Annotated in this window: 26 protein-coding genes and 1 pseudogene; 4 read left to right on the top strand and 23 right to left on the bottom strand. The window is 50.5% G+C overall.

What is annotated here, in order from left to right; all coding sequences use genetic code 11:
* Positions 1–14 precede the first annotated feature (14 nt).
* Together GKG34_RS09775 and GKG34_RS09770 are read left to right on the top strand one after the other, a co-directional pair.
* Complete coding sequence (locus GKG34_RS09775) at positions 15–1,988, top strand: DUF4118 domain-containing protein (protein WP_154256107.1); 1,974 nt, start codon at positions 15–17, stop codon at positions 1,986–1,988.
* Entirely contained in the window at positions 1,981–2,691 is a 711-nt protein-coding gene (locus GKG34_RS09770; protein WP_097781477.1) for a response regulator transcription factor, read from the top strand. Before GKG34_RS09775 ends, GKG34_RS09770 begins: the two co-directional genes overlap by 8 nt.
* Positions 2,692–2,913: 222 nt before the next feature.
* On the opposite strand, the gene GKG34_RS09765 is transcribed toward GKG34_RS09770, so the two are convergent.
* The 13 genes from GKG34_RS09765 to GKG34_RS09705 form a co-directional block, all read right to left on the bottom strand.
* A complete protein-coding gene (locus GKG34_RS09765; RefSeq protein ID WP_097781478.1) occupies positions 2,914–3,636 on the bottom strand; it encodes an ABC transporter ATP-binding protein in 723 nt (240 codons plus the stop codon).
* Positions 3,629–4,471, bottom strand: a complete 843-nt coding sequence (locus GKG34_RS09760) for an ABC transporter ATP-binding protein (RefSeq protein WP_154256106.1) — start codon at positions 4,469–4,471, stop codon at positions 3,629–3,631. The genes GKG34_RS09765 and GKG34_RS09760 overlap by 8 nt, the downstream gene beginning before the upstream one ends.
* A complete protein-coding gene (locus GKG34_RS09755) occupies positions 4,468–5,622 on the bottom strand; it encodes a branched-chain amino acid ABC transporter permease (RefSeq protein ID WP_242821953.1) in 1,155 nt (384 codons plus the stop codon). Before GKG34_RS09755 ends, GKG34_RS09760 begins: the two co-directional genes overlap by 4 nt.
* Positions 5,623–5,627: 5 nt before the next feature.
* A complete protein-coding gene (locus GKG34_RS09750) occupies positions 5,628–6,506 on the bottom strand; it encodes a branched-chain amino acid ABC transporter permease (protein WP_005943319.1) in 879 nt (292 codons plus the stop codon).
* A 187-nt stretch (positions 6,507–6,693) separates the two neighbouring features.
* A complete protein-coding gene (locus tag GKG34_RS09745) occupies positions 6,694–7,911 on the bottom strand; it encodes an ABC transporter substrate-binding protein (RefSeq protein ID WP_044953856.1) in 1,218 nt (405 codons plus the stop codon).
* A gap of 269 nt (positions 7,912–8,180) precedes the next feature.
* Complete coding sequence (locus GKG34_RS09740; protein ID WP_005943311.1) at positions 8,181–9,398, bottom strand: carboxynorspermidine decarboxylase; 1,218 nt, start codon at positions 9,396–9,398, stop codon at positions 8,181–8,183.
* Entirely contained in the window at positions 9,398–10,657 is a 1,260-nt protein-coding gene (locus GKG34_RS09735) for a saccharopine dehydrogenase family protein (RefSeq protein ID WP_005943308.1), read from the bottom strand. The genes GKG34_RS09740 and GKG34_RS09735 overlap by 1 nt, the downstream gene beginning before the upstream one ends.
* Positions 10,658–10,693: 36 nt before the next feature.
* Positions 10,694–11,569 carry an agmatinase gene (gene speB / locus GKG34_RS09730; protein ID WP_005943304.1) on the bottom strand — a complete coding sequence of 292 codons (876 nt, stop codon included), beginning with the start codon at positions 11,567–11,569 and terminating at the stop codon, positions 10,694–10,696.
* Complete coding sequence (gene speE / locus GKG34_RS09725) at positions 11,569–12,426, bottom strand: polyamine aminopropyltransferase (RefSeq protein WP_044953854.1); 858 nt, start codon at positions 12,424–12,426, stop codon at positions 11,569–11,571. The genes speB and speE overlap by 1 nt, the downstream gene beginning before the upstream one ends.
* Before the next feature lie 13 nt (positions 12,427–12,439).
* On the bottom strand, positions 12,440–13,906 hold the full coding sequence (locus GKG34_RS09720) for an aminotransferase class I/II-fold pyridoxal phosphate-dependent enzyme (RefSeq protein WP_097775018.1): 1,467 nt from the start codon (positions 13,904–13,906) through the stop codon (positions 12,440–12,442).
* Positions 13,907–15,100: 1,194 nt separating this feature from the next.
* Positions 15,101–16,594: a recombinase family protein gene (locus tag GKG34_RS09715; protein ID WP_154256105.1), complete on the bottom strand. Its 1,494-nt coding sequence runs from the start codon at positions 16,592–16,594 to the stop codon at positions 15,101–15,103.
* A 13-nt stretch (positions 16,595–16,607) separates the two neighbouring features.
* Positions 16,608–16,928 carry a type II toxin-antitoxin system RelE/ParE family toxin gene (locus GKG34_RS09710; protein WP_154256104.1) on the bottom strand — a complete coding sequence of 107 codons (321 nt, stop codon included), beginning with the start codon at positions 16,926–16,928 and terminating at the stop codon, positions 16,608–16,610.
* On the bottom strand, positions 16,925–17,230 hold the full coding sequence (locus GKG34_RS09705; RefSeq protein ID WP_097781600.1) for a type II toxin-antitoxin system RelB/DinJ family antitoxin: 306 nt from the start codon (positions 17,228–17,230) through the stop codon (positions 16,925–16,927). Before GKG34_RS09705 ends, GKG34_RS09710 begins: the two co-directional genes overlap by 4 nt.
* A 208-nt stretch (positions 17,231–17,438) precedes the next feature.
* Here GKG34_RS09705 and GKG34_RS09700 point away from each other — a divergent pair, with 208 nt between their 5' ends.
* Complete coding sequence (locus GKG34_RS09700; RefSeq protein WP_049929332.1) at positions 17,439–18,116, top strand: hypothetical protein; 678 nt, start codon at positions 17,439–17,441, stop codon at positions 18,114–18,116.
* A 66-nt stretch (positions 18,117–18,182) separates the two neighbouring features.
* Here the strand turns inward: GKG34_RS09700 and GKG34_RS15685 are convergent, their stop codons facing one another.
* On the bottom strand, positions 18,183–18,491 hold the full coding sequence (locus GKG34_RS15685) for a hypothetical protein (protein WP_154274766.1): 309 nt from the start codon (positions 18,489–18,491) through the stop codon (positions 18,183–18,185).
* Between the two features lie 36 nt (positions 18,492–18,527).
* Complete coding sequence (locus tag GKG34_RS09690; protein ID WP_005920679.1) at positions 18,528–18,776, bottom strand: hypothetical protein; 249 nt, start codon at positions 18,774–18,776, stop codon at positions 18,528–18,530.
* A gap of 164 nt (positions 18,777–18,940) precedes the next feature.
* On the opposite strand from GKG34_RS09690, the pseudogene GKG34_RS15885 reads away from it, so the two are divergent.
* Positions 18,941–19,102: pseudogene (locus GKG34_RS15885) on the top strand (DUF6061 family protein); the annotation flags it as partial.
* A 79-nt stretch (positions 19,103–19,181) separates the two neighbouring features.
* Here GKG34_RS15885 and GKG34_RS09685 read toward each other — a convergent pair.
* From GKG34_RS09685 to GKG34_RS09645, 8 genes are all read right to left on the bottom strand, one after another.
* Positions 19,182–19,721, bottom strand: coding sequence for a hypothetical protein (locus GKG34_RS09685; protein ID WP_154256102.1), 540 nt, complete (start codon positions 19,719–19,721; stop codon positions 19,182–19,184).
* A 65-nt stretch (positions 19,722–19,786) separates the two neighbouring features.
* Positions 19,787–20,125: a hypothetical protein gene (locus tag GKG34_RS09680; protein ID WP_154256101.1), complete on the bottom strand. Its 339-nt coding sequence runs from the start codon at positions 20,123–20,125 to the stop codon at positions 19,787–19,789.
* A gap of 408 nt (positions 20,126–20,533) precedes the next feature.
* Positions 20,534–20,974, bottom strand: a complete 441-nt coding sequence (locus GKG34_RS09675) for a hypothetical protein (protein WP_005929376.1) — start codon at positions 20,972–20,974, stop codon at positions 20,534–20,536.
* Positions 20,975–21,413: 439 nt separating this feature from the next.
* Complete coding sequence (locus GKG34_RS09670; RefSeq protein WP_015564578.1) at positions 21,414–21,824, bottom strand: hypothetical protein; 411 nt, start codon at positions 21,822–21,824, stop codon at positions 21,414–21,416.
* Positions 21,825–22,040: 216 nt separating this feature from the next.
* Entirely contained in the window at positions 22,041–22,502 is a 462-nt protein-coding gene (locus GKG34_RS09660; protein WP_154256100.1) for an SMI1/KNR4 family protein, read from the bottom strand.
* A 645-nt stretch (positions 22,503–23,147) separates the two neighbouring features.
* Positions 23,148–23,603 carry a hypothetical protein gene (locus tag GKG34_RS09655; RefSeq protein WP_154256099.1) on the bottom strand — a complete coding sequence of 152 codons (456 nt, stop codon included), beginning with the start codon at positions 23,601–23,603 and terminating at the stop codon, positions 23,148–23,150.
* Between the two features lie 246 nt (positions 23,604–23,849).
* A complete protein-coding gene (locus GKG34_RS09650) occupies positions 23,850–24,323 on the bottom strand; it encodes a hypothetical protein (RefSeq protein WP_055186022.1) in 474 nt (157 codons plus the stop codon).
* Positions 24,324–24,504: 181 nt separating this feature from the next.
* Positions 24,505–25,194 carry a DUF4367 domain-containing protein gene (locus tag GKG34_RS09645; protein ID WP_154256098.1) on the bottom strand — a complete coding sequence of 230 codons (690 nt, stop codon included), beginning with the start codon at positions 25,192–25,194 and terminating at the stop codon, positions 24,505–24,507.
* Between the last annotated feature and the right edge of the window lie 45 nt (positions 25,195–25,239).

The raw sequence follows: 25,239 nt of genomic DNA, 5'->3' as shown, positions 1-25,239 counted from the left end.
GGCAGGTGATTTTTATGAATCAGAACGACCCACCCACTGAACATATTCTGGCGTGTCTGTCGTCCTCTCCCTCCAATGCAAAGATCGTGCGGACGGCAGCAACGATGGCAAAGGCGTTTGGAGGGACCTTTACAGCTCTGTATGTCCGGACTCCGGATTCGGATCAGATGGGACAAGAAGATCGTCGGCGTTTGCAGCAGCACATTCGTATGGCAGAGCAGGCAGGTGCCGACATCTCTACGATCTATGGGGATGACATTCCGCAGCAGATCGCAGAGTTTGCCCGCATCTCCGGCATTACAAAAATCGTACTGGGGAGCTCCAGCGTACATCGCCGCCATTTCTGGAGTGGACCGTCACTGACTGAAAAATTGACGATGACTGCGCCTAATCTGGATATTTACATCATCCCGGATGCTTCTGCAGAGAACGGCTACGGTTCAGGACGGAAGCTGTTCACCCGTCCGCTTCTGCCGTCTGTCCGTGATCTTCTGATCACCGCAGGCATCCTGAGCTGCATCACGCTCATCGGCTTCTTTTTCCTGCAGCTGGACTTTGCGCGTTATAACATTATTATGCTCTATATGCTGGGGATGCTGTTCACCGCATTGTGTACCAGCGGTTACACCTGCGGTGTGCTGGGGTCCGTTGCCAGTGTAGCATTGTACAATTTCTTCCTGACCGAGCCATACCTGACATTCCATGCGTATGACCCCGGTTATCAGGTTACGTTTGCCCTGATGCTGACCTCTGCAATTATTACCTGTACGTTGACGACACGGTTGAAAGACCATGCAAAAATGTCTGCGCAGGCAGCATTCCGGACAAAAGTACTATTTGATACGAATCAGCTTTTACAGAAAGCCAAAAGTGAAGAAGAAATCTTTTCGCTGACGGCATCCCAGCTGATGAAGCTGCTGAACCGGAGTCTGATCGTCTACCTGGAACAAAACGGAGGCCTTGGGGCAGAACAGGTTTTTGGAGTTGACGGGGAAACGGCGCAAAACATCTTTTCTGCACCGGAAGAACGGGATGCAGCAAACTGGACGTTTGCCAACAAAAAGCGTTCCGGTGCAGGCACGGATAGCTACCCGGATGCAAAGGGACTTTATCTTGCACTTCGGACCGGAGGCGGCGTATTTGGAGTGATCGGGATCGATCTGTCCGAAAAACCGCTGGATGCCTTTGAAAACAGTGTGCTGCTTTCCATTCTGGGCGAAGGTGCACTGGCCATCGAAAACCGCAGAAATGCGCTGGAAAAAGAGCAGGCAACCGTGCAGGCAAAAAATGAAGAGCTGCGGGCAAATCTGCTGCGCACGATCTCGCATGACCTGCGCACCCCGCTGACCTCCATTTCCGGCAATGCCAGCAATCTGCTTTCCAACGGAGAAACGCTGGATACAGAGACCCGGAACAAGATCTGCACCGATATTTTTGACGATGCACAATGGCTGATCGGTCTGGTGGAAAATCTGCTTTCCATCACCCGCATTGAGGATGGGCGGATGAATCTGCAGATCTCGCCGCAGCTGATGGACGAAATGATCGAAGAAGCGCTGCATCATGTCAACCGGAAAAGCTGCGAACACACCATCACAACACAGTATGGGGACGAGATCCTTCTGGTCAATGTGGATGCACGGCTGATCATGCAGGTCGTTGTCAATCTGGTGGATAACGCCATCAAATACACCCCCATGGGCTCGGTCATTCAGATTTCGGCTTACCGGAAAGACCATCAGGTCGTAGTGGAAGTGGCAGATAACGGCCCCGGTATTCCGGATCGCGCAAAAGCACAGGTGTTCGAGATGTTTTATACCGGGCAGAGCCGCATCGCAGACAGCCACCGCAGCCTTGGCTTGGGCTTGCCCCTCTGCCGTGCAATCTTGACGGCTCACGGCGGAACATTGACCCTGCGTGACAACATTCCCAATGGCAGTGTCTTTTCCTTTGCATTGCCGCAAAGCGAGGTGAACATTCATGAATAAGCCGTCCATTCTGGTCGTAGAGGATGATGTTCCTGTACGGTGTCTGATCACAACGACCCTGAAGACCCACGGCTATAAATATCTGACTGCTTCCAATGGGGAAACGGCGATCATGATGACTACCAGCCACAATCCGGACATCATGCTGCTGGATCTTGGGCTGCCCGATATAGACGGCATCGAGGTCATCCGCAGCGTCCGCACATGGTCGAACCTGCCCATCATCGTCCTGAGTGCCCGAAGCGAGGATTCTGATAAGATCGAGGCACTGGACAACGGCGCAGACGATTATCTGACAAAGCCGTTTTCCGTGGACGAGCTGCTGGCGAGATTGCGTGTAACGCAGCGCCGATTGAATCTGCTGGCTTCTGACGGCATAAACAGTCCGGTTTTTGTCAATGGTCCTTTGAAGATCGACTTCTCGGCCGGGTGCGTCTGGCTGGGTGAGAATGAAGTGCATCTGACCCCCATCGAGTACAAACTGCTGTGTGTGCTGGCGCATAATGTGGGCAAAGTGTTGACGCATACATCCATCACACAGCAAATATGGGGAAGTACGCAGGAAAATGACATTGCTTCCTTGCGTGTTTATATGGCATCCCTGCGCAAAAAATTGGAACGATACCCGGATGCGCCGCATCTGATCCAGACCCATGTTGGTGTCGGATACCGGATGCTTCGTGTGGAAAACGATGAAGCATAGTAAAAAAAACAGGGTGCGTCCACCCGGACGCACCCTGCCAAAAGCCACATGCGATAGCGATATGTACAGCAGGGCGTTCCCCGTCGGGAACGCTCTGTTTTTCTTTGTTGGTAGTGTGGTGAGCCTGTTCCGCCTGCCATACTGAGGCATTTTTATACGTTATTTCTTTATGGAGCTGTTTTGCAACAGCCCCTCTCTGCCGTTAGCGGTTCTTATAAAGTTTCAGGTGCGGTCAGCGCGCTTTTTGCCGAGGTATGCGGCCTTGACCTGTTCATTGGTCAGCAGTTCAGCACCCGTGCCGGAAAGAGTCAGGGTGCCGGTCTCCAGCACATAGGCGTAATCGGCCACCTTCAGGGCCATGTTGGCGTTCTGCTCGTTCAGCAGCACGGTGATGCCCTGCTGGTTCACGGTGCGGATGATATCAAAAATCTCCCGCACCACGATGGGTGCAAGGCCGAGGCTTGGCTCGTCCAGCATGAGCAGCTTCGGCTTGCTCATCAGGGCGCGGCCCACGGCCAGCATCTGTTGCTCACCGCCGGAAAGGGTGCCGGCGCTCTGCCAGCTGCGCTCCCTCAGGCGGGGGAACAGACTGTACACCCACTCAAGGTCTTTCTCGGTTTCGGCCTTATCCTTGCGCAGGTATGCGCCGATCTTCAGATTTTCCAGCACAGTCAGGTCGGCAAACACCCGGCGGCCCTCCGGCGACATGGCAATGCCGCTGGCCACGATCTGGTCGATGGGCTTGCCCAGCAGTTCCTGCCCGTTCCACAAAATGGAGCCGCTCTGTGCCTTTACAAGGCCGGAAATGGTGCGCATCAGGGTGGACTTGCCTGCGCCGTTGGCACCGATCAGGGTAACGATCTTGCCGTCCGGTACGTTCAGCGACACACCGCGCAAGGCCTGAATGCCGCCATAGGAAACATGTAAATCCTTGATCTCAAGCATCTTCGTCCACCCCCAGATAAGCGTCGATCACCCGCGGGTCGTTCTGCACCTCGGCGGGCGTACCCTCGGCAATCAAGCGGCCAAAGTCCAGCACATAGACCCGGTCGGAAATATCCATCACCAGATCCATGTGGTGCTCGATCATGAACACGGTCAGTCTGAAATCGGTGCGGATGCGGTCAATAAAGGCGGTCAGTTCGTCGGTCTCCTGCGGGTTCATACCGGCAGCAGGCTCATCCAGCAGCAGCAGCTTCGGCTCGGTGGCAAGCGCGCGCGCGATCTCCACCCGGCGCTGCAGGCCGTAGGGCAGGCCAGTAGCCAGTTCATTGCGCACATCCTCAAGTCCCAGCACATGCAGCAGGTTTTCGCACTCCTCGCGCTGGCGCTTTTCCTCGTCTGCATTCAGCCGGAAGGTAGCGCTCAGCAGGTTGGCCGAGCGGCGGCAGTGCTTGGCGATGAGCACGTTCTCAAACACGGTCTGGCTCTTCCATAGACGGATATTCTGGAAGGTGCGGGCAATACCCATCTGGGTGATCTTATCGGGCGTGGGGGCGATCATGTGGGAATACTTGCTCGCGTTCTGGCCCTTATAGAGCTTTTTCATCTTGCCGTGGGGCGTGTTCTCAATGATCTTGCGTCCCTCGAACCACACCGCGCCGTTGGTGGGCGCATACACGCCGGTGACAACGTTGAACGCGGTGGTCTTGCCGGCACCGTTGGGGCCGATGAGGGAGACGATCTGATCTTTATCCACCTTCAGGTTCAGATTGTCCACAGCCACCACGCCGCCAAACTGCATCGTGGCGTTTTCAATGGTCAATACGTTTTCACTCATTTGGAACGCGCCTCCTTTTTGGCAGTTTTTGCAGTGGATGCGGGCTTTTTCTGGAACAATTCACGGTCGCCCATGATGCCCTTGCGGAAGAACAGCACCACCGCCATAATGATGATGCTGAACACCACCATGCGGAAGCCGGAACGCAGCAGCGGCACACGGAAGCCGCCGATCCAGGTCTCGTTGTCGAGGAAGCGCAGCAGCCACTCGGAGCTGGCGATGAACAGGAAGGACGCGATGATGGAACCGGACACCGAGCCAATGCCGCCAATGACCACGATCAGCAGGATCTCGTAGGTCATGCTGGATTTGAAGGTGGTGGCCTGCACGCTGGCCTGATACATGGCAAGCATTGCGCCGGAGATACCGGCAAAGAAGCTGCTGATGATAAAGCTCATGCGCTTGTGGCTGGCAAGGTTGATGCCCATGGCTTCGGCAGCGATCTCGTCATCACGGATGGCTTTGAAGGCACGGCCATAGGTGGAGTTGATGAGCAGCAGAATGATGGCGATGCAGATGCCGGAGAAGAGGAAGGGCATCACGGTTTCCAGATGCAGGGTCGTGCCGCCCAGCGAAAGGTTGAAACTGGCAAAGCTGGTAAAGCCGTACAGAAGGTTGGAGCCGTTGGTCAGCGGGCCAAAGCCCTCGTAAACCACGGCGGCACGGATGATCTCGGCAAAGCCCAGTGTAGCAATGGCAAGATAGTCGCTCTTGAGCTTCAGCACCGGCAGGCCGATGAGGAAGGCGAACAGCGCTGCGATAAAACCGGCCAGGATCAGGCAGAACACAACACCCAGCAGCAGGCCGAAGCCGCCCAGAGGTTTGGAGAGCAGTTCCGGGATGGAGAAGCCGATGCCGCCGTTTGCATAGCGCTGATAGATGGACTTCTGCGAAGCGGCGGGAATGGTGAGGATGGCGTAGGTGTAGGCACCCAGCAGCATAAAACCTGCCTGACCCAGACTGAACAGGCCGGTAAAGCCGTTCAGCAGGTTCATGGAGACAGCCACCAGTGCATAGATGGCACCTTTGCGCAGCACGGTGAGCAGCATGGAGGGCACAAAGCTCAGGTTATCCAGTGCCAGCAACACCACCAGCAGAGCGGCCAGCGCCAGTGCGGCCCGGAGATAGATGCGTTTTTTCTCTTGTTTCATGGTCATCACACTTTCTCGGTCAGGTTTTCACTGAACAGGCCGGTAGGCTTGACGGCCAGCACCACGATCAGCAGTGCAAAGGTGAACGCATCACTGAAGGTGGTAGCGCCTGCACCTTTGATAAGGCTCTCGCAGATGCCGATGATGAAGCCGCCGATCACCGCACCGGGAATGGAGCCGATGCCGCCGAACACCGCAGCCACAAAGGCTTTCAGGCCGGGCATGGCACCCACAGTGGGGGTGACTGCCGTGTAGTTGGAAAAATACATCATGGAGCCGATGGCCGCAAGAAAGCTGCCCACCGCAAAGGTAAAGGAGATGACATTGTTGATCTTGATGCCCATCAGCTGGGCGGTCTCAAAATCGCGGGAAGCGGCGCGCATGGCCATGCCGATCTTGGTCTTCTGGATCAGGGTAACAAGTGCTGCCACCAGCACAATGACGAGGAACGGCGTTACCACCGTCACCCGCTTGGTCTGGCAGCCCAGCACCGTGACGGTGTCGCTGATCCACGGCAGGGCAGGGTACTGCTTGGCCAGACCGCCGGTGACATACCACATCGAGTTCTGCAAAAGGTAGGACATACCGATCGCGGAGATCATTACCGACATGCGCGGCGCAGTGCGCAGGGGCTTGTAGGCGATCTTTTCCACTGCGATGCCCAGCAGTACCGTTGCCACCACCACCAACGGGATGGAAATGGTCAGCGGAAGGGAGGCAGTAGCGTACACCATCAGAAAACCGGCTACGGTAAAGATATCGCCGTGGGCAAAGTTGATCAGGCGCAGGATGCCGTACACCATCGTGTAGCCAATGGCGATCAATGCATACTGGCCGCCCACCGAGATACCTGCCAGCAAATAGGGCAGAAACTTTGCAGCCATAAGGGAGACCCTCCATTTCTTACAACTTTTATTATCTTTTTTATGGGATGGAAACTCCCCCAGTCATCTTCGGCGACAGCCCCCTCAGGGAGGGAGCCAAACCTGCCGGAAAGCTACAAAAAGGCTCCCTCGTTGAGGGAGCTGGCAACGCCGTCAGGCGTTGACTGAAGGAGTTTACAGGTTCAAATCAGCCTTCCACGCTCTGAGTCTTGACGAACTCAAATGCGCCGTCGGCAGCTTTCTTGATGTAAGCCATATCCTTGTTGGCATCACCGGTGGTCTGGTCAAAGGTGATGTTGCCGGTCACGCCGTCATAGTTTACGCCGTACAGAGCATCGCGGATGGCGGTGCCGTCGGTGCTGCCTGCTGCCTTGATGGCTTCCAGAGCCACCATGTAGCCGTCGTAGCCCAGTGCAGAAACAGCTGCCACGATGTCATTGCCGCCGTTATTGGTCAGCTTCTGGCTGTCGGCGTTCAGCCACTCCTTGAAGCCGGTCACGAACTCCTTGGCTGCGCCGGAATCATCGTTCTCATCAAAGAAGGTGGAGCAATACACCTGCACGCTGGTGCCCTTCTGGGCATCCAGAATAACGCTGGACTCCCATGTGTCGCCTGCGGTAATGGGCTTGTCAAAGCCTGCAGAAGCAGCCTGTGTGATGATCTGGGCTGCGTAGGTGGTGGCGCAGGGAGCAAAGATCACATCTGCACCGGCGTTGATGGCGTTCTGGATGTAGGCGGAGAAGTCCGAGGTGCCCTCGGGAAACTGCTCGCTGGTAACAGTACCGCCCAGATCCTCAAAAGCGTTGACGAAGTAGGTGGCCAGACCGGAGCCGTAGTCCTCGCCCAGCATGCTCAGCACGTAGGCGTTGGCAGCACTGAATTCATCCTTTGCAAAGTTTGCCATGACCGAGCCCTGGAACGGGTCAAGGAAGCAGACACGGAAGTAGTAGGGGTTGGCCTCAGTCACGGCGGGGTTGGTGCAGGAGCAGCCAATGGCCGGGATGGAAGCGGACTGGAAGGTGGGAGCGGCTGCAATGGAAACACCGGAGCCGTAGCTGCCCAGCACGATAGAGACTTTCTTGGAGACCAGCTCCTGTGCAGCGGTCACGGCCTTATCGGTGCTGGACTGGTTATCCACTTCCACCAGCTCCACGTTATAGGTCTCACCGCCGATCTCCACGGTGGGAGCAAGGCTGTTGGCATACTCGACACCCAGCACTTCCTGCTTGCCGCCTGCGCCGTTATCACCGGAAGCCGGTTCAAACACGCCGATCTTAATGGTCTTGCCGCCTGCAGAAGAGCCGCTTGCGGAACCGCCAGAAGAAGAGCAGCCTGCCAAAGCTGCTGCTGCGGCGGTGATGCCTGCCGCTTTCAGGAAATCACGACGCGAAATGAATGCTTTCATAAGAATTGCCTCCTCTATTATTTCTTGACACTTTCCCAGATAAAACAAGAAAAACCCGCAACGGCGCAGTGATCCTCAGATCCTGCATCGTTGCGGGTTTCTTAGCATTGTTTTAGCACATGAAAAGGAACTTGTCTAGGCTGAATATGAATTTTTTTAAATTTTCGTCAGATGATAAAAAGAAACTGTATTTGAATAGCGTGCATTTTGGGCGGTTTTGATACAGGCTGTCTTTTGATTAAATACAGATTTGCCGTAAGGGTCATACTTTAATCCGCTGCACGTCCCAGCCGCATCTTGAAATCGCTGTAGCCGAACTTCACCAGCTCCCGGCAGGTGCCGTTTTCGTCCATTGCCCAGATGGGCGGCAGCGGCATCCCGTTGAAGGTATTGTTCTTGCAGGTGGTGTAGATGGCCATATCGCCGAAAATGAGCCTTTGCCCCTCGGTGAGCGGGGAGGCAAAGCTGTAGTCGCCCACCACATCCCCGGCAAGGCAGGTGGGGCCGCCAAGGCGGATGAGGTACGGCTTTTCGCCGGGGTCCCCGGCATCCAGCAGCGGCGGGCGGTAGGGCATCTCGATCACATCCGGGGTGTGGCAGGCCGCAGACATGTCCAGAATGGCAAGGCTCGTCTCGCCATTTTGCAAAGTATCCAGCACAGTGGTAACAAGATACCCGGCGTTCAGCGCCCATGCTTCGCCCGGCTCCAGATACACCTGCACGCCGTACTTTTTCTGTGTTTCGGTAATGCACTGTTCCAGCGTGGCAAGGCGGTAGCCGGGGCGGGTGATATGGTGCCCGCCGCCAAAGTTGAGCCACTTCATCCGGGGCAGAAGACCCCCGAACTTTGCTTCCACCGCCGCCAGCGTCAGGGCCAGTGCATCGGCATCCTGCTCGCACAGGGTGTGGAAGTGCAGTCCGTCCAGTAATTCGGGCAGGGCCGGGTCTGCCTGCACGGCGGCATCCCACTGGGCGCGGGTGGTGCCAAGGCGGCTGCCCGGGGCGCAGGGGTCGTAAATTGCATGGCCTTCCTGCGTGGAGCACTCCGGGTTCAGCCGCAGGCCCACGCTCTTGCCCGCCGCCTTTGCTGCCGGGCCGAACTTTGCCAGCTGGCTGGGCGAATTGAACACGATGTGGTCGGCGTACTGCAGCAGCTCCGCGAACTCGTCTGCCCGGTAGGCCGCGCAGAACACATGGTTCTCTTTTTCCGGCAGCTCTTCTTTGCCAAGGCGGCTCTCGTACAGGCCGCTGGCCTCGGTGCCCGCCAGATAAGGAGCCAGCACCGGGTAAACATTAAAGTTGGAAAAAGCCTTCTGCGCCAGCAGAATTTTGCAGCCGGTGCGCTGCTGCACCCCCAGCAGAAGTTCGCCGTTGCGGCGCAGCTGCCCTTCGTCCAGCAGATAGCAGGGGGTGGGCAGAGAGGCAAGCGCTTCCCAAGAAAGGTTTGCAAGGCCCGCAAAGGGCGGGCGGGTATCGGCCAGCCGCATCAGTCCACCAGCGCCGGGCTGTGGCTCTCGGAACGGGGCAGGCCGTACTTGTCCAGAGCGTCCAGATACGGGTCCGGATCAAACTCTTCCACAGTGTGCACGCCCTTGGTGGTCCACTTGCCGGTGAGCAGCATCAGTGCGCCGCACATGGCCGGTACGCCGGTGGTGTAGCTGATGGCCTGAGAGCCGACCTCCTTGTAGCACTCCTGATGGTCGCACACATTATAAATATAGTAGGTCTTTTCCTTGCCGTCCTTCTTGCCGGTGAAGATGCAGCCGATGTTGGTCTTGCCCTTGGTGCGGGGGCCAAGGCTGGCGGGGTCCGGCAGCAGAGCCTTGAGGAACTGGATGGGCACGATCTCCTGCCCGTTGAAGTTGACCGGGGTGGTGGACAGCATGCCCACATCCTCCAGACAGCGCATGTGGTCGAGATAGCTCTGGCCAAAGGTCATGAAGAAGCGGATGCGCTTTGCCTCCGGGATGTTCTTGGCAAGGGACTCGATCTCCTCGTGGTGCAGCAGGTACATATCCTTGTCGCCCACCTGATCGAAGTTGTATTCCCGCTTGATGCTCATAGCCGGGATCTCCACCCAGTGGCCGTTCTCCCAGTAGCTGCCGGGAGCGGACACCTCGCGCAGGTTGATCTCCGGGTTAAAGTTGGTGGCAAAGGCATAGCCGTGGTCGCCGCCGTTGCAGTCCAGAATATCAATGGTGTCAATGGTGTCGAACTCGTGCTTTTTGGCGTAGGCGCAGTAAGCCTGGGTCACGCCCGGGTCGAAGCCGCTGCCCAGCAGGGCGGTCAGGCCGGCTTCCTCAAACTTCTTTGCGTAGGCCCACTGCCAGCTGTAATCAAAGTAGGCGGAGAAGCCTGCTTCCTTGCAGCGCTTCTCGTAGATGGCACGCCACTCCGGGTCGTCGGTGTTCTCCGGCTCGTAGTTGGCGGTGTCCATATAGTTTACGCCGCAGGCAAGGCAGGCATCCATGATGGTCAGGTCCTGATAGGGCAGGGCAATGTTCATCACGAGGTCGGGCTGATAAGCCTTGATGAGGGCGATCACTTCATCCACCTTGTCGGCATCCACCTGTGCGGTGGTGATCTTGGTAGCGGTTTTGGGGGCCAGCTCTGCAGCCAGCTTGTCGCACTTGGACTTGGTACGGCTGGCGATGCAGATCTCGGTGAACACCTCGGGTACCTGACAGCACTTGTGGATGGCAACGGAGGCCACGCCGCCGCAGCCGATGATCAGAACTTTGCTCATGATTTTTCTCCTTTATGTCAATGTGTGCAAATTCGGTCAGACCTGAAAGCCGGGCCAGCCCTTGTCCAGCGCGATCAGCGTTTCGCGCAGCACCTTGCAGGCGGTGGCGGTGGAAACGCCGGTGGTATCCAGCGTGGGAGCCAGCTCGTTGAGGTCTGCGGCTACGATGTTGGCTTTCGTCACGGTGCGGATGGCATCCAGCAGCTGCAAAAAGCTCACGCCGCCGGCTTCGGGCGTGCCGGTGCCGGGGAAGCAGGAGGGGTCCAGACAGTCGAGGTCGATGGTCAGGTAGACGGGCACCTTGCTCTCGCACAGCTGTTCCGTCAGCTCGGCAAGGCCGGTAAAATCGAATTTGTGCATCTCGGTGTGCTGGGCTGCAAACTCGAACTCGGCGCGGTCGCCGCTGCGGATGCAGAACTGGTGGATGCGGCCGTCGCCCACCAGCTCATGGCAGCGGCGCAGCACGCAGGCGTGGCTCAGCTTTGCACCAAGGTAGTCGTCCCGCAGGTCGGCGTGGGCATCAAAGTGCACGATGTGCAGATCCGGATATTTCTTCACAGCAGCCCGCACGGCACCCAGCGTCACCAGATGTTCACCGCCCAGCAGCAACGGGAACTTGCCGTCCTGCAGGATCTCCTCTGCGCGGGCTTCGATGTCCGCAAGGGCGCTCTCGCTGGAGCCGAAGCACAGCTCCAGATCGCCGCTGTCGAAGATGTCAAAATCGGTCAGGTCGGCATTCTGGTAGGGGCTGTAGGTCTCCAGACCATAGCTTTCGTGTCGGATGGCCGCCGGGCCGAACCGTGCGCCCGGGCGGTAGCTGGTGGTGGAATCGTAGGGCGCACCGTACAGCACGATGCTGGCGGCGCGGTAGCTGCTGTCACAGCCGATGAAGTTTTCAATGTTGGGTTGCATCAGTGTTCCTCCACTTCCCGCAGCATTTCCTCAAGGAATGCCGGCAGGTAAAATGCGCCGACATGCAGCCGGGCGGTGTAATAGCGGGTGCGCATGTTCAGCGCCTTCCATGCGTCTGCATCCAGATCATCGATGGGATGATACTTTTTGCTGGCAAAGCCGAACAGCCAGTACCCAGCCGCAAAGGTGGGAATGTGTGCCTGATACACTCGGCTGATGGGGAAGGTGGACGCAATGCGCTTGTGGCTGCGCTGCATGGCGCTGGCATCCTCGGCATAGAAGGGGCTGCCCTGCTGGTTCACCATGATGCCGTCCGCTTTCAGGGCATTGAAGCAGCTGCCGTAGAACTCGCGGGTGAACAGACCCTCGGATGGGCCGAAGGGATCGGAGGAGTCCACGATGATGAGGTCGTACTCCTCCTCGCAGCGGCGGATATACTTGAGGGCGTTCTCAAAATAGATGTGCACCCGGCGGTCATCCATACGGCAGGCGTTGCTGGGCAGGAAGGCGCGGCAGGCTTCCACCACCTGCGGGTCCATCTCCACAAGGTCGATGCGCTCCACCCGGTCGTAGCGGGTCAGCTCCCGCACCACGCCGCCGTCACCGGCACCGATGACAAGGATGTCTTTTGCCTGCTTGTGCACCGCCATGGGCACATGCACGATCATCTCGTCATAGATGAATTCGTCGCGCTCGGTCAGCATCACATTGCCGTCCAATGTGAGCACCCGGCCAAACTCCGGCGTTTCAAAAATATCGATGCGCTGGTAATCGCTCTGCTTGGAGTAGAGCTGTTTGTTCACCCGGATGCTGTGCTTCACGTCCGGGGTGTGAAACTCAGAAAACCAAAATTCCATCTGCATTCCCTCCTTATGCCAGAACGTTCAGCCGCTCGATGTCCGGGTCCTCGGGGCCGGTCATGCTGCAGCCCTTGGCCTTGGCGTACTCGATGTAGTTCAAAATTTCCTTGGTGATGCGCTCGCCCGGGGCCAGAATGGGAATGCCCGGCGGGTAGCACATGACGAACTCGCTGCACACCATGCCCTCGGTCTCCCGGAGCGGCAGGCTCTTTTTGGGCGCATAGAACGCTTCCTGCGGGCTGGCAGCCACAACGGGGTCGATGTATTCCTGACTCAGCAGGCCGGAGCCATCGGTCTGGTAGCGGCGCTTGATCTCGGCCAGCGCGCTGACCAGACGCTCCACCTCCTGCGGGCGGTCGCCGATGGAAAGATAGGCAAGGATGTTGCCAATGTCGCCGAACTCAATCTGGATGTCGTACTCATCGCGCAGGATGTCGTACACCTCAATGCCTGCAAGGCCGATATCCAGCGTGTGGACGCTGAGCTTGGTGGTATCAAAGTCAAAAACGGAGTCGCCGTTGCACAGCTCCTTGCCAAAGGCGTAGTAGCCGCCCACGGCGTTGATCTCCTCGCGGGCATATTCGGCCATGTCGGCCACTTGGTGGAATACCTGCCGCCCGCGCTGCGCAAGGTTGCGGCGGGAGATATCCAGACTGGACATGAGCAGGTAGCTGCCGGAGGTGGTCTGGGTCAGGTTGATGATCTGCCGCACATAGCCCGGGTGCACATTGGGGCCGATGAGCAGCAGGCTGGACTGCGTTAAACTGCCGCCGCTCTTGTGCATGGAGACGGATGCCATATCAGCCCCTGCCGCCATGGCAGACACCGGCAGGCCGCCGCCAAAGTAGAAGTGGGTGCCGTGGGCTTCGTCTGCAAGGCAGAGCATCCCGGCATCGTGGGCCATTTTTACGATGGCGCGCAGGTCAGAGCAGATGCCGTAGTAGGTGGGGTTATTCACCAGCACAGCCACAGCATTCGGATGCTCTTTAATGGCCTTTTCCACCTGTTCCCGCTTCATGCCCAGCGAGATGCCAAGGCGCTTGTCCACCTCGGGGTTCACATACACCGGCACTGCGCCGCACAGTACCAGTGCGTTCAGCACACTGCGGTGCACATTGCGGGGCAGAATGATCTCATCGCCGCGCTTGCAGGCGGTAAGCACCATGCTCTGCACACTGCTGGTGGTGCCGCCCACCATGAGGAACGCGTGGGCAGCGCCAAAGGCATCTGCGGCCAGCTCCTCTGCTTCCCGGATGACCGATACCGGGTGGCAGAGATTATCCAGCGGCTTCATGCTGTTCACATCCACGCCCACGCACTGCTGGCCCAGAAAGGCGGTCAGCTCCGGGTTGCCGCGGCCTCGCTTGTGGCCGGGCACATCAAAGGGCACCACCCGCATTTTGCGGAACTGTTCCAGCGCTTCATAGATGGGCGCACGGTTCTGGTTCAGCCGGAACCGTGTTCGGTTCTCACTCATGTTTTTCCTCCGTCCCTGATCCCGATGCAAACAAAAAAGCGCAAGTACCGCACAAAAAGTGCAGACTTGCGCTTTGAAAAGCATTTGAATGCGCCGCCAAAGACCCCCGGAAGAAACACCAGAGTACAAAGGCCGCTTCGCATGATTCAAAAAAGACGGGATTATGAGAGTCTATATAGCAATTCTGCTTTTACTGCTCTTTATTGACCGTTTCACAAGTCTGCACACTGACTGCGCAATTTCATGGTTGTAAAGGAACCAACTTATAAAATTTGAGCTGCTACACTCAATCAATAATGGCGGCTGTGCCGCCGGTCGGCAGTGGACCCGGCTGTCCGTATGGCCTTAGCCCCGCTGGGCGGTCCATGGTAAATTGCTTTGAAAAGACTCTGCTATGCTTTGTCTCTCAAAATCAAATGTGATTTTATCATGCACAGAAAGCGTTGTCAATGATTTTTTTGAAGAAAAATTTAAAAAATCAATGCACAGAGTACCAACCTGAATACCGTTGCAAAATATTATGATGCACGGTACACGATGGTTACTACGGTTCTTATTGTTCTGCTGATCCTTGCACTGCAGGAGATCGTCCTGCTGAACGGTGCCGCAGCTGTTCGGATCCATCCTCGAGAGGGAGACTTAAGATGCCGGGCAAAACAAAAAACCAGCGTAATTTCTACGCTGGTCCTTTTGGTGGGCGCGGGTGGTTGTCGAGAGCCGCGCATCTAAAAAAGCCCCGCAAAAAGCCCCGCAGGGGCTTTTTTGCTCGCCGGACTATTCGGCGGGCCGATGCTGTTCGAATCCACCCGCCCGGTGAGTTTAGCCTTGTCGCAAAACAAAAAACCAGCGTAATTTCTACGCTGGTTCTTTTGGTGGGCGCGGGTGGATGTCGCGAGCCGCGCATCTAAAAAAGCCCCGCAGGGGCTTTTTTGCCCTCCGGACTATTCGGCGGGCCGATGCTGTTCGAATCCACCCGCCCAGTGAGTCTGGCTTTGCAGCAAAACAAAAACCTCAGCGTGCTTTCATACGTTGAGGTTTTTTTGGTGGGCGCGGGTGGATGTCGCGAGCCGCGCTGCTAAAAACAGCCCACCGGGCTGTTTTTGCGCCATCTTCAGCGATGTCGCCGCAGCTGTTCGAATCCACCCTCGAGAGTGAGACTTAAGATGCCGGGCAAAACAAAAACCAGCGTAATTTCTACGCTGGTTCTTTTGGTGGAGCGAAGCAACCCAAATCCGAACCATTGCCCCCTGGGGCATTCTTGGCGGCAATTTCATCGAAAGTGATGGTTTTTGTGCCGTCTTTGTAGTTGAACGTAATCAAAACTTTTTCATCATAGAGATAAACAGCATTCACGAATGTATTGATAAGCGTCTCCCTGTGGCTTTTCACGTTCGGGTCGAGCTTGCGGAAGTTGGTGAGCCAAAATTTTACAAAATCTGCACTGACCTTCGGCTTTGCCAGCTTTTCTTCCGCGATGCGGATCTCCAGTTCCTTCTGCTGAGCTTCCAATTTTTCCAAGCGTCCTTTGGTCGAGCTGGTCAGGATGCCCTCTTGAATCGCATTTAGAAGATTCTCAATGCCCCGTTCAATGTCTTTCATCTGCTTCTCCAGCAGAGGCAGCACCGTGTTCTCCTGTTCCTGAAGAATCATCACCGCATCCACGATAGACCGGATACAGTCATCGTCACGAATCATCTTCATGGTCTCGTTGACTACCAAATCCTCCAGCCACTCTTTACGGACGGTCTTTTTCTTGCAGGTCTTGGTGCGTTTGGCATTGGCACACTTATAATAGTGGTGGACGTTCTTATTCCGGCTCGTTCCGCACTCCCCGAACATCATCGCACCGCACATTCCACAGAACAGCTTGGTCGTCAGCAAATAATCGTCCTCCGCTTTGTGACGAGCCGGAGCGCGGCGGTTCTTGGCAATTTTGTCCTGCACACTGTCGAACAGTTCTTTCTCAATGATAACCGGGATGCTGTCTGGCATCACAATGTCCTTAAAACGGTTCTCTCCGATATAGCGGCGATTCGTCAACAAAGTTTGAATACTGTTATAGGTGAACTTCTGGTTGCGGTTGGTGGTCACGCCACTGTCGTTCAGCCAGTTCATCAGTTCCTTCATGGTCGCACCATCGTTATACCGCTGAAAGGCTTCTACCACAAAGGGAGCTTTCAAAGGGTCGATTTGAAAGAACTTCTCCTCGTCCACTGTATAGCCGATGGGAATCGTTCCACCATTATATTTGCCCTTCAGAACATTCTCGGTCATGCCGCGCACGACCTTTTCAGAAAGTTCTGCGGAATAATATTCAGCCATGCCGGTGAGCATACTTTTGACCATAATACCTGCTGGACCATCTGAAATTGGTTCAGTAGCGGACACCAGCTTGACATGGTTTCGCTCCAACTGGTACTCATAATGTGCAGAATCGTAACGGTTCCGGGCAAAGCGGTCAAGTTTCCAGACCAGCACAATGTCAAACAACCGTTTCTCGCTGTCCTTGATCATCTGCTGGAAGTCCGGGCGGTTATCGGTTTTGGCGGAAAGGGCACGGTCAATGTAGTGCTTGACCACGGTGATACCGTTTTTCTCGGCATAAGCCGTACATTCACGAATCTGGCCTTCGATGGATTCTTCGCGCTGGTTGTCGCTGGAATAGCGGGCGTAAATTACGGCGGTCATGCAAACACCCCTTTCACTTCATTCTCCGCAGGCGGCGGACAAGGTCGGATGTACTGTACAGCACACGCGCCACCGACACGGCATCCTCGCCCACAATGTAGAACACCGAGTAGTTATCCACCAGCATCTGCCGCAGCCCTTGGGTGCGCTCCGGCTCGCTTTCCACCAGCGCACAGCGTTCCGGCAGAATGTTCAGCGACTGAATGGCTTCTGCAATGCGGTTATACTGCCCCATGGCCGTGTCAGGCTCCAGCAGACGGTCAGCAATGTAGCTGTAAATCTGCTCCATATCACTGAGGGCTGTATGGGAAATTTTTACGTCATACTGCTTCATCTGTGCTGTTCCCTGAACTGTGCGAATGCGCTTGCAGCATCCACGGTATCACCGTTCTGAATTTCCTTGATGCCCACCTGCAAGGCTGCATGAAGCTGGTCATCGGTCATGGTGTCAGCGTTCAGAGCCGCAGGAGCCTTCGGCAGGGATAGAGAGAAAGGAATGCCGCCAGTCAGGGTGATCTGGCGCAGGTACATATCAATGGCGGTTGCCATCGGGATGCCGAGCTGCTTCAGCACATCCTCGGCTTGCTGCTTAACGCTGGGGCTGACCCGGACGTTCAACATCATCGTTTTTTCCATGGTTATCACCTCGAATTTATTGTAATGCTTTTTGCATTACAAGTCAATCGAGAACTAAGCAACGTTTGAAATTCTCCGACTATCACAAAAATAAAGTGCAAATTTTATCATTTCTCACAATAAAAGCAAGTTTTATCTTCTTGCCTGAATGAGATACTAATGTTAAACTTATTTCAAAGAAAATTGTGTGCAGAGGAGAGATAAGGCTGTGAAAGGAAGAAAAATATTTGTAGGCACTGACAATATGGGACACGCCGCCTATTTCGGGTGGCAAGACAAAGGACAGGCTTTATATGGCTTACGCGAAGGATATAAGAACAGTGCAGATGACTTGGTTTCTCTTGTTATCAGCAGCAACTGTGATTCAAAAACGCTAGACACATATATCTTTCCGATAATGTTTTTATATCGTCATTCCCTTGAAATTTCTCTCAAGCACATTTATCAACGATGCTATGGAGAGTTGCCAGAAGGTGGGCATGATCTATTAACATTATGGTTTACTGTAAAAAGAGATGTTATTGATAAATTTATAATCTCGGAAGAATTTGTTGAGTCTGTGAAAGCTCGAAAAGAAAATTTTACACTTTATTCGTTAGATGGAATATCATTGAGTAAAATCCAACTCCTTTTTAAGGAATTGCAGGAAGCCAATCAAACACCCGCCGAATCAAATCCTCAAGCCAAACAGGTTGATCAAAAAGCCGAGGTTTGGCGGTATTTAATGACTAAGGAGGATAAAGCCATCGAAGAAGAAAAGAACGAACAGCTTTTCTTTACAAGTGACCACTTTATTGATTATATAGAATTAAGGAATACCATTGACCATATCTACGATGTTTTGGATTTCATTTATAACATTGTAGATGACTATTTTAGCAGCTAATCTGCAAGGGGCTGTTGCAAAATCGTATAGGGATGTTCTTTGATTAGAAAATATGATATACTCAACTTACCACAATAAATCAAATTTTCGAGGTGATATGTGTATGGAGAAAAAGTCTAACCGATCCGGACGATCTGGAATGGATCCTATCGTTGCTTTAACGCTGGTACTTGTTGTATTAAAAGCAACTGGATTGATTTCGTGGTCTTGGTTGTGGGTACTAAGCCCGATTTGGCTTACATTCTTGTTTTTCGCCGCTATTTTCTCCGCCATTTTGGTCGGCGGACGGGCTGTTAAAGGGAAATGGTAACTTCCATAGTTTTTAGATATTCCACTGCTTGTTTGACTTTTCACCACATACACCGTTTTCATCATCTAAAATTTTGCTTTCATGCTGTAAGAGCTATAACTTTACTTTAGTGCGTGTACAATATGCAGTGCCATATCTGCATTTTCTTTATCTACAAATATCTCTGTGACATACTTTGGCTTTATGCCCAAAGTTCCAATTCTTGCCTGATCAAATGTATTACGCCGATTGACATCTTTGGTTTTGCAATAGAATTTGATTCCAGCAGCTGCCAGCGCATCCGTGATGCGATTGCACTGGCAGGGGTCAGAAACAGCTGCAACTTGTGATTTGAAAAACTGCTCTAGCATAAAAGGATCTCCTATATACACTCTAAAAGAAATCTCTTGCGTTTCTTACTGGAATAACGAAATTTAAGCCCAATTTATTTCGTTTGTCTACAAAATTTTTCAAAATCGTATAGCTGCACATAAATTCATGGAAAATTTGTTGCATAATCACAGTTTTGTTTATCTGCATCGCTATTGAGGACGAATACGGCAATACTCCAACGCAGCGGGCGGAATTGGATTGGTTGCTCTACAACAAGCTATTAGAGTATGCGCAGATGGTGCTGGGTGGGGAGATAGAGCACTTCCTGTCACTGGGTTGCGACCACGGCGGATTAGAAGATTGACCTTTAATTGAAATATTCCAAACAGATCAACAGCCCTCTACTTGCAGTCGTTACAAATAGAGGGCTCTTAGTTAGTAGTTCAATCTATTACGGTGACCATCTGAAAATACTGATACTGGTATTCGTCTTCTAATACTGCCTGCATTTCTTCCATGTATAACGGGTCTTTCAACAATTTGGGATGAAATGCTCGCTCTCTCCAGAGTCGGACTCCAATTTGGGGAAAAATATATTCCGTTCCCAGTTGCAAGTCCTTTTCGTTGCAAATAACGTTGTCCTTTTTCATTAAGCTATCAACAATACACTCGGCGGTTGTATTAAACATATCCAGCCCGAACAATTTTATTGATGCCACTTTAGACAACTCTCTCTGGATGCCGATTTCAGTAGCTTTTCCGTTCCGATACTGCACCAGAAAGAACGAATCATTATCCATATATCGTCCTGTTATCAAATTAGGATCACCAGTTTCAGCACAACGCTCCATTTGCATTGCTTCATCAGAAGAATTCGACCACTGTTTCTTCATTTGTAGAAGAGCATTTTCTAGCTCATCTGACGTCATACCTAATTTTAATTGTCCAATTCCAATATGTGGTATAATAATTATCTCTTTCATAATAATATCTTCATATTCTCAAAAGCATCTATATTCATTTCATTGTTTAGGGCATGAAAATAGGATTATGGTAATCGAATACTGTATATCGTATCAAACTGATAGGGGTCAGATAATAAAACCTTTCCATTGGAAACTACCGCAATCTTTTCGCCTTCTTCAATTTGCGATAGCTGAATATTTCCTTTTAAGTATTTCGAAGCTCCCTGAATGAGATAGTAATTATTTGTACCGTACAGTTGATTGGGAGCAGTTGCATAGATAGAATTATTGCTTAAATCCACCTTTGTTACAGTAAGTTCCGATTTTGTCCTCCCCCACGGATGCAACAGGAAACCGCCTATAAGAATTGCTAGGGCCAAAGCTATACCAAAAGCAGTCAATTTCTTACTTGATTTCGTCATTTTAATCATCTCTTCATCAGAGCTCTATTTGAATTATCCGAACGTCACATTTTTCTGATCGATTGCAGTTATAAGAATCACATCAATGGTATCATGATTATTGGCTTCTCTGTTTGAATAACGAATTTTAAGCCTGCTTTATTTCATCTGTCCACAAATTTTTTCAAAATCGTATAGCTGCACATAAATTTCCAGAAAACTTGTAGCACAATCACAATTTTTCTTTTCACTCAGATAAACCACCACGGCAGTTCCAGCCACAGGTTATCCATATCCCCCACCGGCTTGACGGCATTGGTTTGAGTGACCGAACATCAAAATCAAGTCATGGAGGCTCGCATATTGAGCAATCCATTTTCTTTCCACTGCATCATAGGGATAACCGGAATTCCCCAGCATCTCTTTTATTCAGGATTTTTCTACTGAAATCCGGATTCCAAATCCTCCCTCTGAGTATGCAATGCTTATCCATGTTTCATCTTTTCTTAGCAAAACGCCTGTCGAAACGCTTTCTGAAGCCGATGCCTCTTCAGCGTATCCTAAGGTTTTCAATTGGTCAATATATTTTTGTATTTCTTCTTCAGAGATATTATTATAAAAGATTGCATAATACCCAGCATTAGAACCATCCAATATATATTCTATCGTTCCACTTTCCGGCTCACAAATAAGCCTAGTGTATTCATTATCCGGCCAAACTGAAGTATAAATACATTTTACATCAGACGGATTGGTTCCTCCATGTGTAGCAAATTTTCCCTGACCTGAAAAACGAATGCAAAGAAAGACCAATATCAAAACTATAAAGGCAACCGCCATACTGCTAAAAAATTCCAATTTCTTATTCATTTGGCTTGCTCCATAATTCAAACGTACAAAACCACGATTCTTTTCTTTCGACTCTAAAGAATCGTGGCTTTTATACCCATTATCTAATGCTTTTATTACGGAATCGTGATGTCGTAGGAAATGGAGAACTGGCCACCGTTTGCCAAAGCATTCAATTTGTTTTCAAGGAAATTATCTGCATTGGAATCACCTCCATCACGGTTTTCATTTTAGATGTTGATAATAGCAAAGCACAAATAGAAAAAAACCCACAATATTGTAGCAAGACGGAGAAAAAATGTCACCAAAACGGTGTAAGCGCAAAGCAGGGATTGGTTCTTGATCTCTGTTGTGAGAGTTCACAAACGTCCGGGGTGCTGTTGCCGGAAGGATGCTTTCTTCAATTTTCTTCCAGAATTCTCTGCAAATAGCGGGCTGTTTATGCTTCTTGAGAATCCATCTAGTGAATACCGACACCCTCCATGATCTTTTCTATCCAATTTGTGGAAGAATCATTTTTCTCACTAAATGACCCCAAATAATGTGACGAACTCTCAACCTCTATTATTACACCATCCGGCATTCTGTATTTTTCTAAACTGAGATTCAAACCTTTAAGTGGGATTGTTCTAGCCAGTTGAGGGATAGAAACTGTATGGAGAATATCAATTTTTGATAAACCTCTATACGTTTCTGTCTTTTCGGCTTCACTTAGCAACCGTTCTGCATACTGATTTGAAATAACCTGTATGCGAAATTGTTCTTTTTCATCCTCGGTCATCTCAAGTGGAACGCCGTGCAATGTGTCCACAATATAGGACGAAATTTTAGCGAAGTGCTCGTCAAAATCAGTGGTATCTTCGTTGGTCATATTTCTGTTCTACCCTCATTATAAGCTTTCCGGTCTGCTTAAAGTTACAGCTTTCAGCGTAAAGCTTCCGTAGTTTTTAATGCTAAACGATAGTTATCGAACTTTTCCACAGCTTTTGCAAAACCGTTCGGAAGAATCATTTAAGTTCCCACAGTCTGGGCAATACCATCTTTCATCCGGTAGCGGATCAATTGGCGAAGGTATTTGGCTTTGAAATTATTTTTTTGAAAAATCTCTGTACTGATTTTCGTTGATTGTCCAGTAAGGATCACCTCCATTTTTAACAATTTCTTCAATGAAATTCAGTATATTTCCAACACATATAAATTCATCTGTTGAGCAACAGTCCCCCGCATAAAGATACTCTTTTTCTATGTCATCCACGTTAATGACAATATCATATCCCATCCAATATCCAATTTTCCATGCCGACCTACATAATAAATTATCATTACTAAAATGGAACGAAAGAATTTCTTGAGCATCAAATAAACAATAGTCTCCGCTATGATAGAGAGTCAGTCCATTACATTGCTTCAGAAATTCAATATAATCAGCTGGAATATGTCCCATTTCTTTTTTTAAGTGTTCCAATATCATATCATTGGTTGGTGGATTTAATAGAGCATCTAAATGCGCATGATTCAGATGCTCTATAGCTTTATCTAAACCATTCATTCCAGGCTACCCCTTTTTTAATATTGCGCCCACCATGTAGTAAATTGAGTGTGAGTTGCTTTTGGAAGGGAAATCAAATTGCTATTCACACTTTTTCCACCATATTTCAAGGGCTTTATAAATGCACGTCATTATCTCTATTCCTCTGGAGTGGATTTATCTCCCAAAATATTGAGCATTAACACAACGCACAAAAAGAGAAACGATAAGATATAAGGTTGAACATATCTTTCCTCATCTAAACACAATTTATTGCCTGATTGAATAACATTCACCTTGGTGAAACAGTCTGTATAGCTATAACTTGTTCCTTCTGAGAAAGGCATCAGCTGGGATAAATCATATCGATTCCCTATAAAGAAACGTTTTGCCGTTATAATGTAATATTGCTTTCCATCAGTTAGTAAAAAATCAATTGAAGACTTCGATTCGGTCGATTTACAATCAACAAGAGTTAACACAGAATTTGAAACGCTTTCAAAATTTTTATTTGATAACACTTGCAATTTATCAAAAGAATACGGAAATCTTACGATAGAAATTAGCCATAGCAATATTATAATAGCACCGAAATGTCTGAAACATTTAACAATCTTATATTTTTTAGTTCCACGCATAATAAATTCAAACTATGTAAAAATAGTCCTATCCTTCAACGCTCTCTGACATTATCGATTCATATAGAGATGTACTCAACGTATCTATATCATCGGAAAGAGGTTTTCCAAGATTGTAAATAAAACTTTGAAACAGTTCAATTGTCTGTTCACTAAATGCCGGACGCGACTCAACATTCTTCGATATTTCAATCAATTTGTTGGCAATATCGTTAAAATGAGGAATTTCATCATAGGATGTTACTTGAAGCAAAACGCTAAGTTCATCTGCATGCTCTTTGGTCTCGCCCAAATCAATGGGGTCGGAATAGTACAAGTCTGAAAAAAGCATGGACATCAAAACAGATACTTGTGTATCGATCTGTTCTTGGTTGAATTGAAGCTTTTGGTAATCTTTGTACATATTGCTAAATTTCATTCCACATAGAATTATAAGCACTGCAACGACACCTATAAAACCATAACGAACAATCCTTGCTTTCATTGACGGCCTCATTTATTTAGAGCAAATGTAATGGTAGGATTATTTCCGATTTCAAAAAAGTTTTTCTAGTAATATTTTTCATAAAAGAATCTCCTTACATTATCTGCTGGTGTTTCCAGTAATGGTTTCGCTCCGTCCATCATAATAGCTATTTATTTTTAAGATTCACTTTTATCCTGCATCGGAATCATCTCCATGCAAACTTTTATGCATTTACCTTCCACAGGAACTTCTGCTTAGTCATTCTTATTGCTGCAGATCGGCTCCATCCTGTAAGCACCCCAAAAGATGTACGTAAAGCCTCTTGCCTGCATATTTAAGAGAAAGCGGATATGCTCTTTTACCATTGATTTGAATGTAGCCATTTTCAGAAACCGTTATGCGAATATCTGGCATTCCGTCCATTGTTTCACCAAAAGCTATCGTGAGTTCATTGAGTGCACCGCTATCACCAGAACCACCAGCATAATCAGTGACAAAATATGTCTGCTCAAAAGTTTTGGCAATATCTATATATGTCAGGTCATCCTTTTCAAATAGCCAAGACTGGTCAATTTGAGCACCATTAGTGTCTACTGTAAGATGGTATGCTGATACTATCCTGCATTGTTTCAATGGACGTTCTATTATCACAAAGTGAGTGACTTTTATACAAATCAGTATGACCACCAAAATCAAGGTCACAGTCATTGTGATTACTTTTTCTTTTTTTCTCATCATAAATAGACAATACACCTCCAATCTTTTGCTCCTAATAGGAGCTTTTGCTTAGTCAACGTAGCTCGCCTTATGTTTGTGACAGCTTTTTTGAAAAAATCTCTGCTTTTCGTTATGTTTGTACGCTTATACAAAGAATCTCCATGTTATTTGTTGATTCTAACAAATAGCATGGAGTTTCATATTAAAATACGTTTTCAGCAATTTTCATAATCTCATCTCGTGAAATGTTTCCCATAATCGTGTTTGAAACGCCTCCTTGCTCCCAGCTTAAAATATAAACGGTGTCTCCGTTTTCGCTTGCACTCGTTCCCAAAGTTGCATCTGCTTCTCCGACCTTTACGGTTTCGTACACTGTATGCTCATTATCAAATAGGGACTGCTGCCCCGGCTGGATAATTGAACAACGGACAGTGTAGCTTTCCTCTGTTTCTTTTGACGAGTAAACATGTAAAAAGTTTTCTGCTCGTTCAAATTTCTGCGCATCGTCCATTTCAAAGCCGTCCGGCACATAATGATCGCTGTATCCATCCGGCAATCGTTCCAACGGTTCGCCGTCCACTTGATACGTCAGCTGCATCTCAATGGGCAAGAACTTCTGAATCATCGTGTAGACTGCCTTGCGGAAGTCTGCGCTTACTGCAAGCGCACCGAGAGTTAAAATTACCAGCGTCAGGGCCGCAACAAGCACCCGTTTCAGCATAGGGCGGCGTTTATGCAATGCCGCTTGCAGGCGAGCATCCCATCGGGAAGTATCCGGGTAGCGTTCTTCAAGCTGTGCCGGAGTTGGCAGCTCGTCCAGTTCTTTCTGTGCATCTGCACGGAGTGCCATCATCAATGCAGCATCAAAAGAAACTTCTGCCCTCTCACTCATGGCTGTTCAACTCCTTCCACAATAGTTTTCTTCCACGGAAAAGCC

It is taken from the genome of Faecalibacterium sp. BIOML-A4 (assembly GCF_009679665.1).
In the GTDB taxonomy this organism is placed as follows: Bacteria; Bacillota; Clostridia; order Oscillospirales; family Ruminococcaceae; genus Faecalibacterium; species Faecalibacterium taiwanense.
This window is presented reverse-complemented; position numbering and strand designations above follow the sequence as displayed.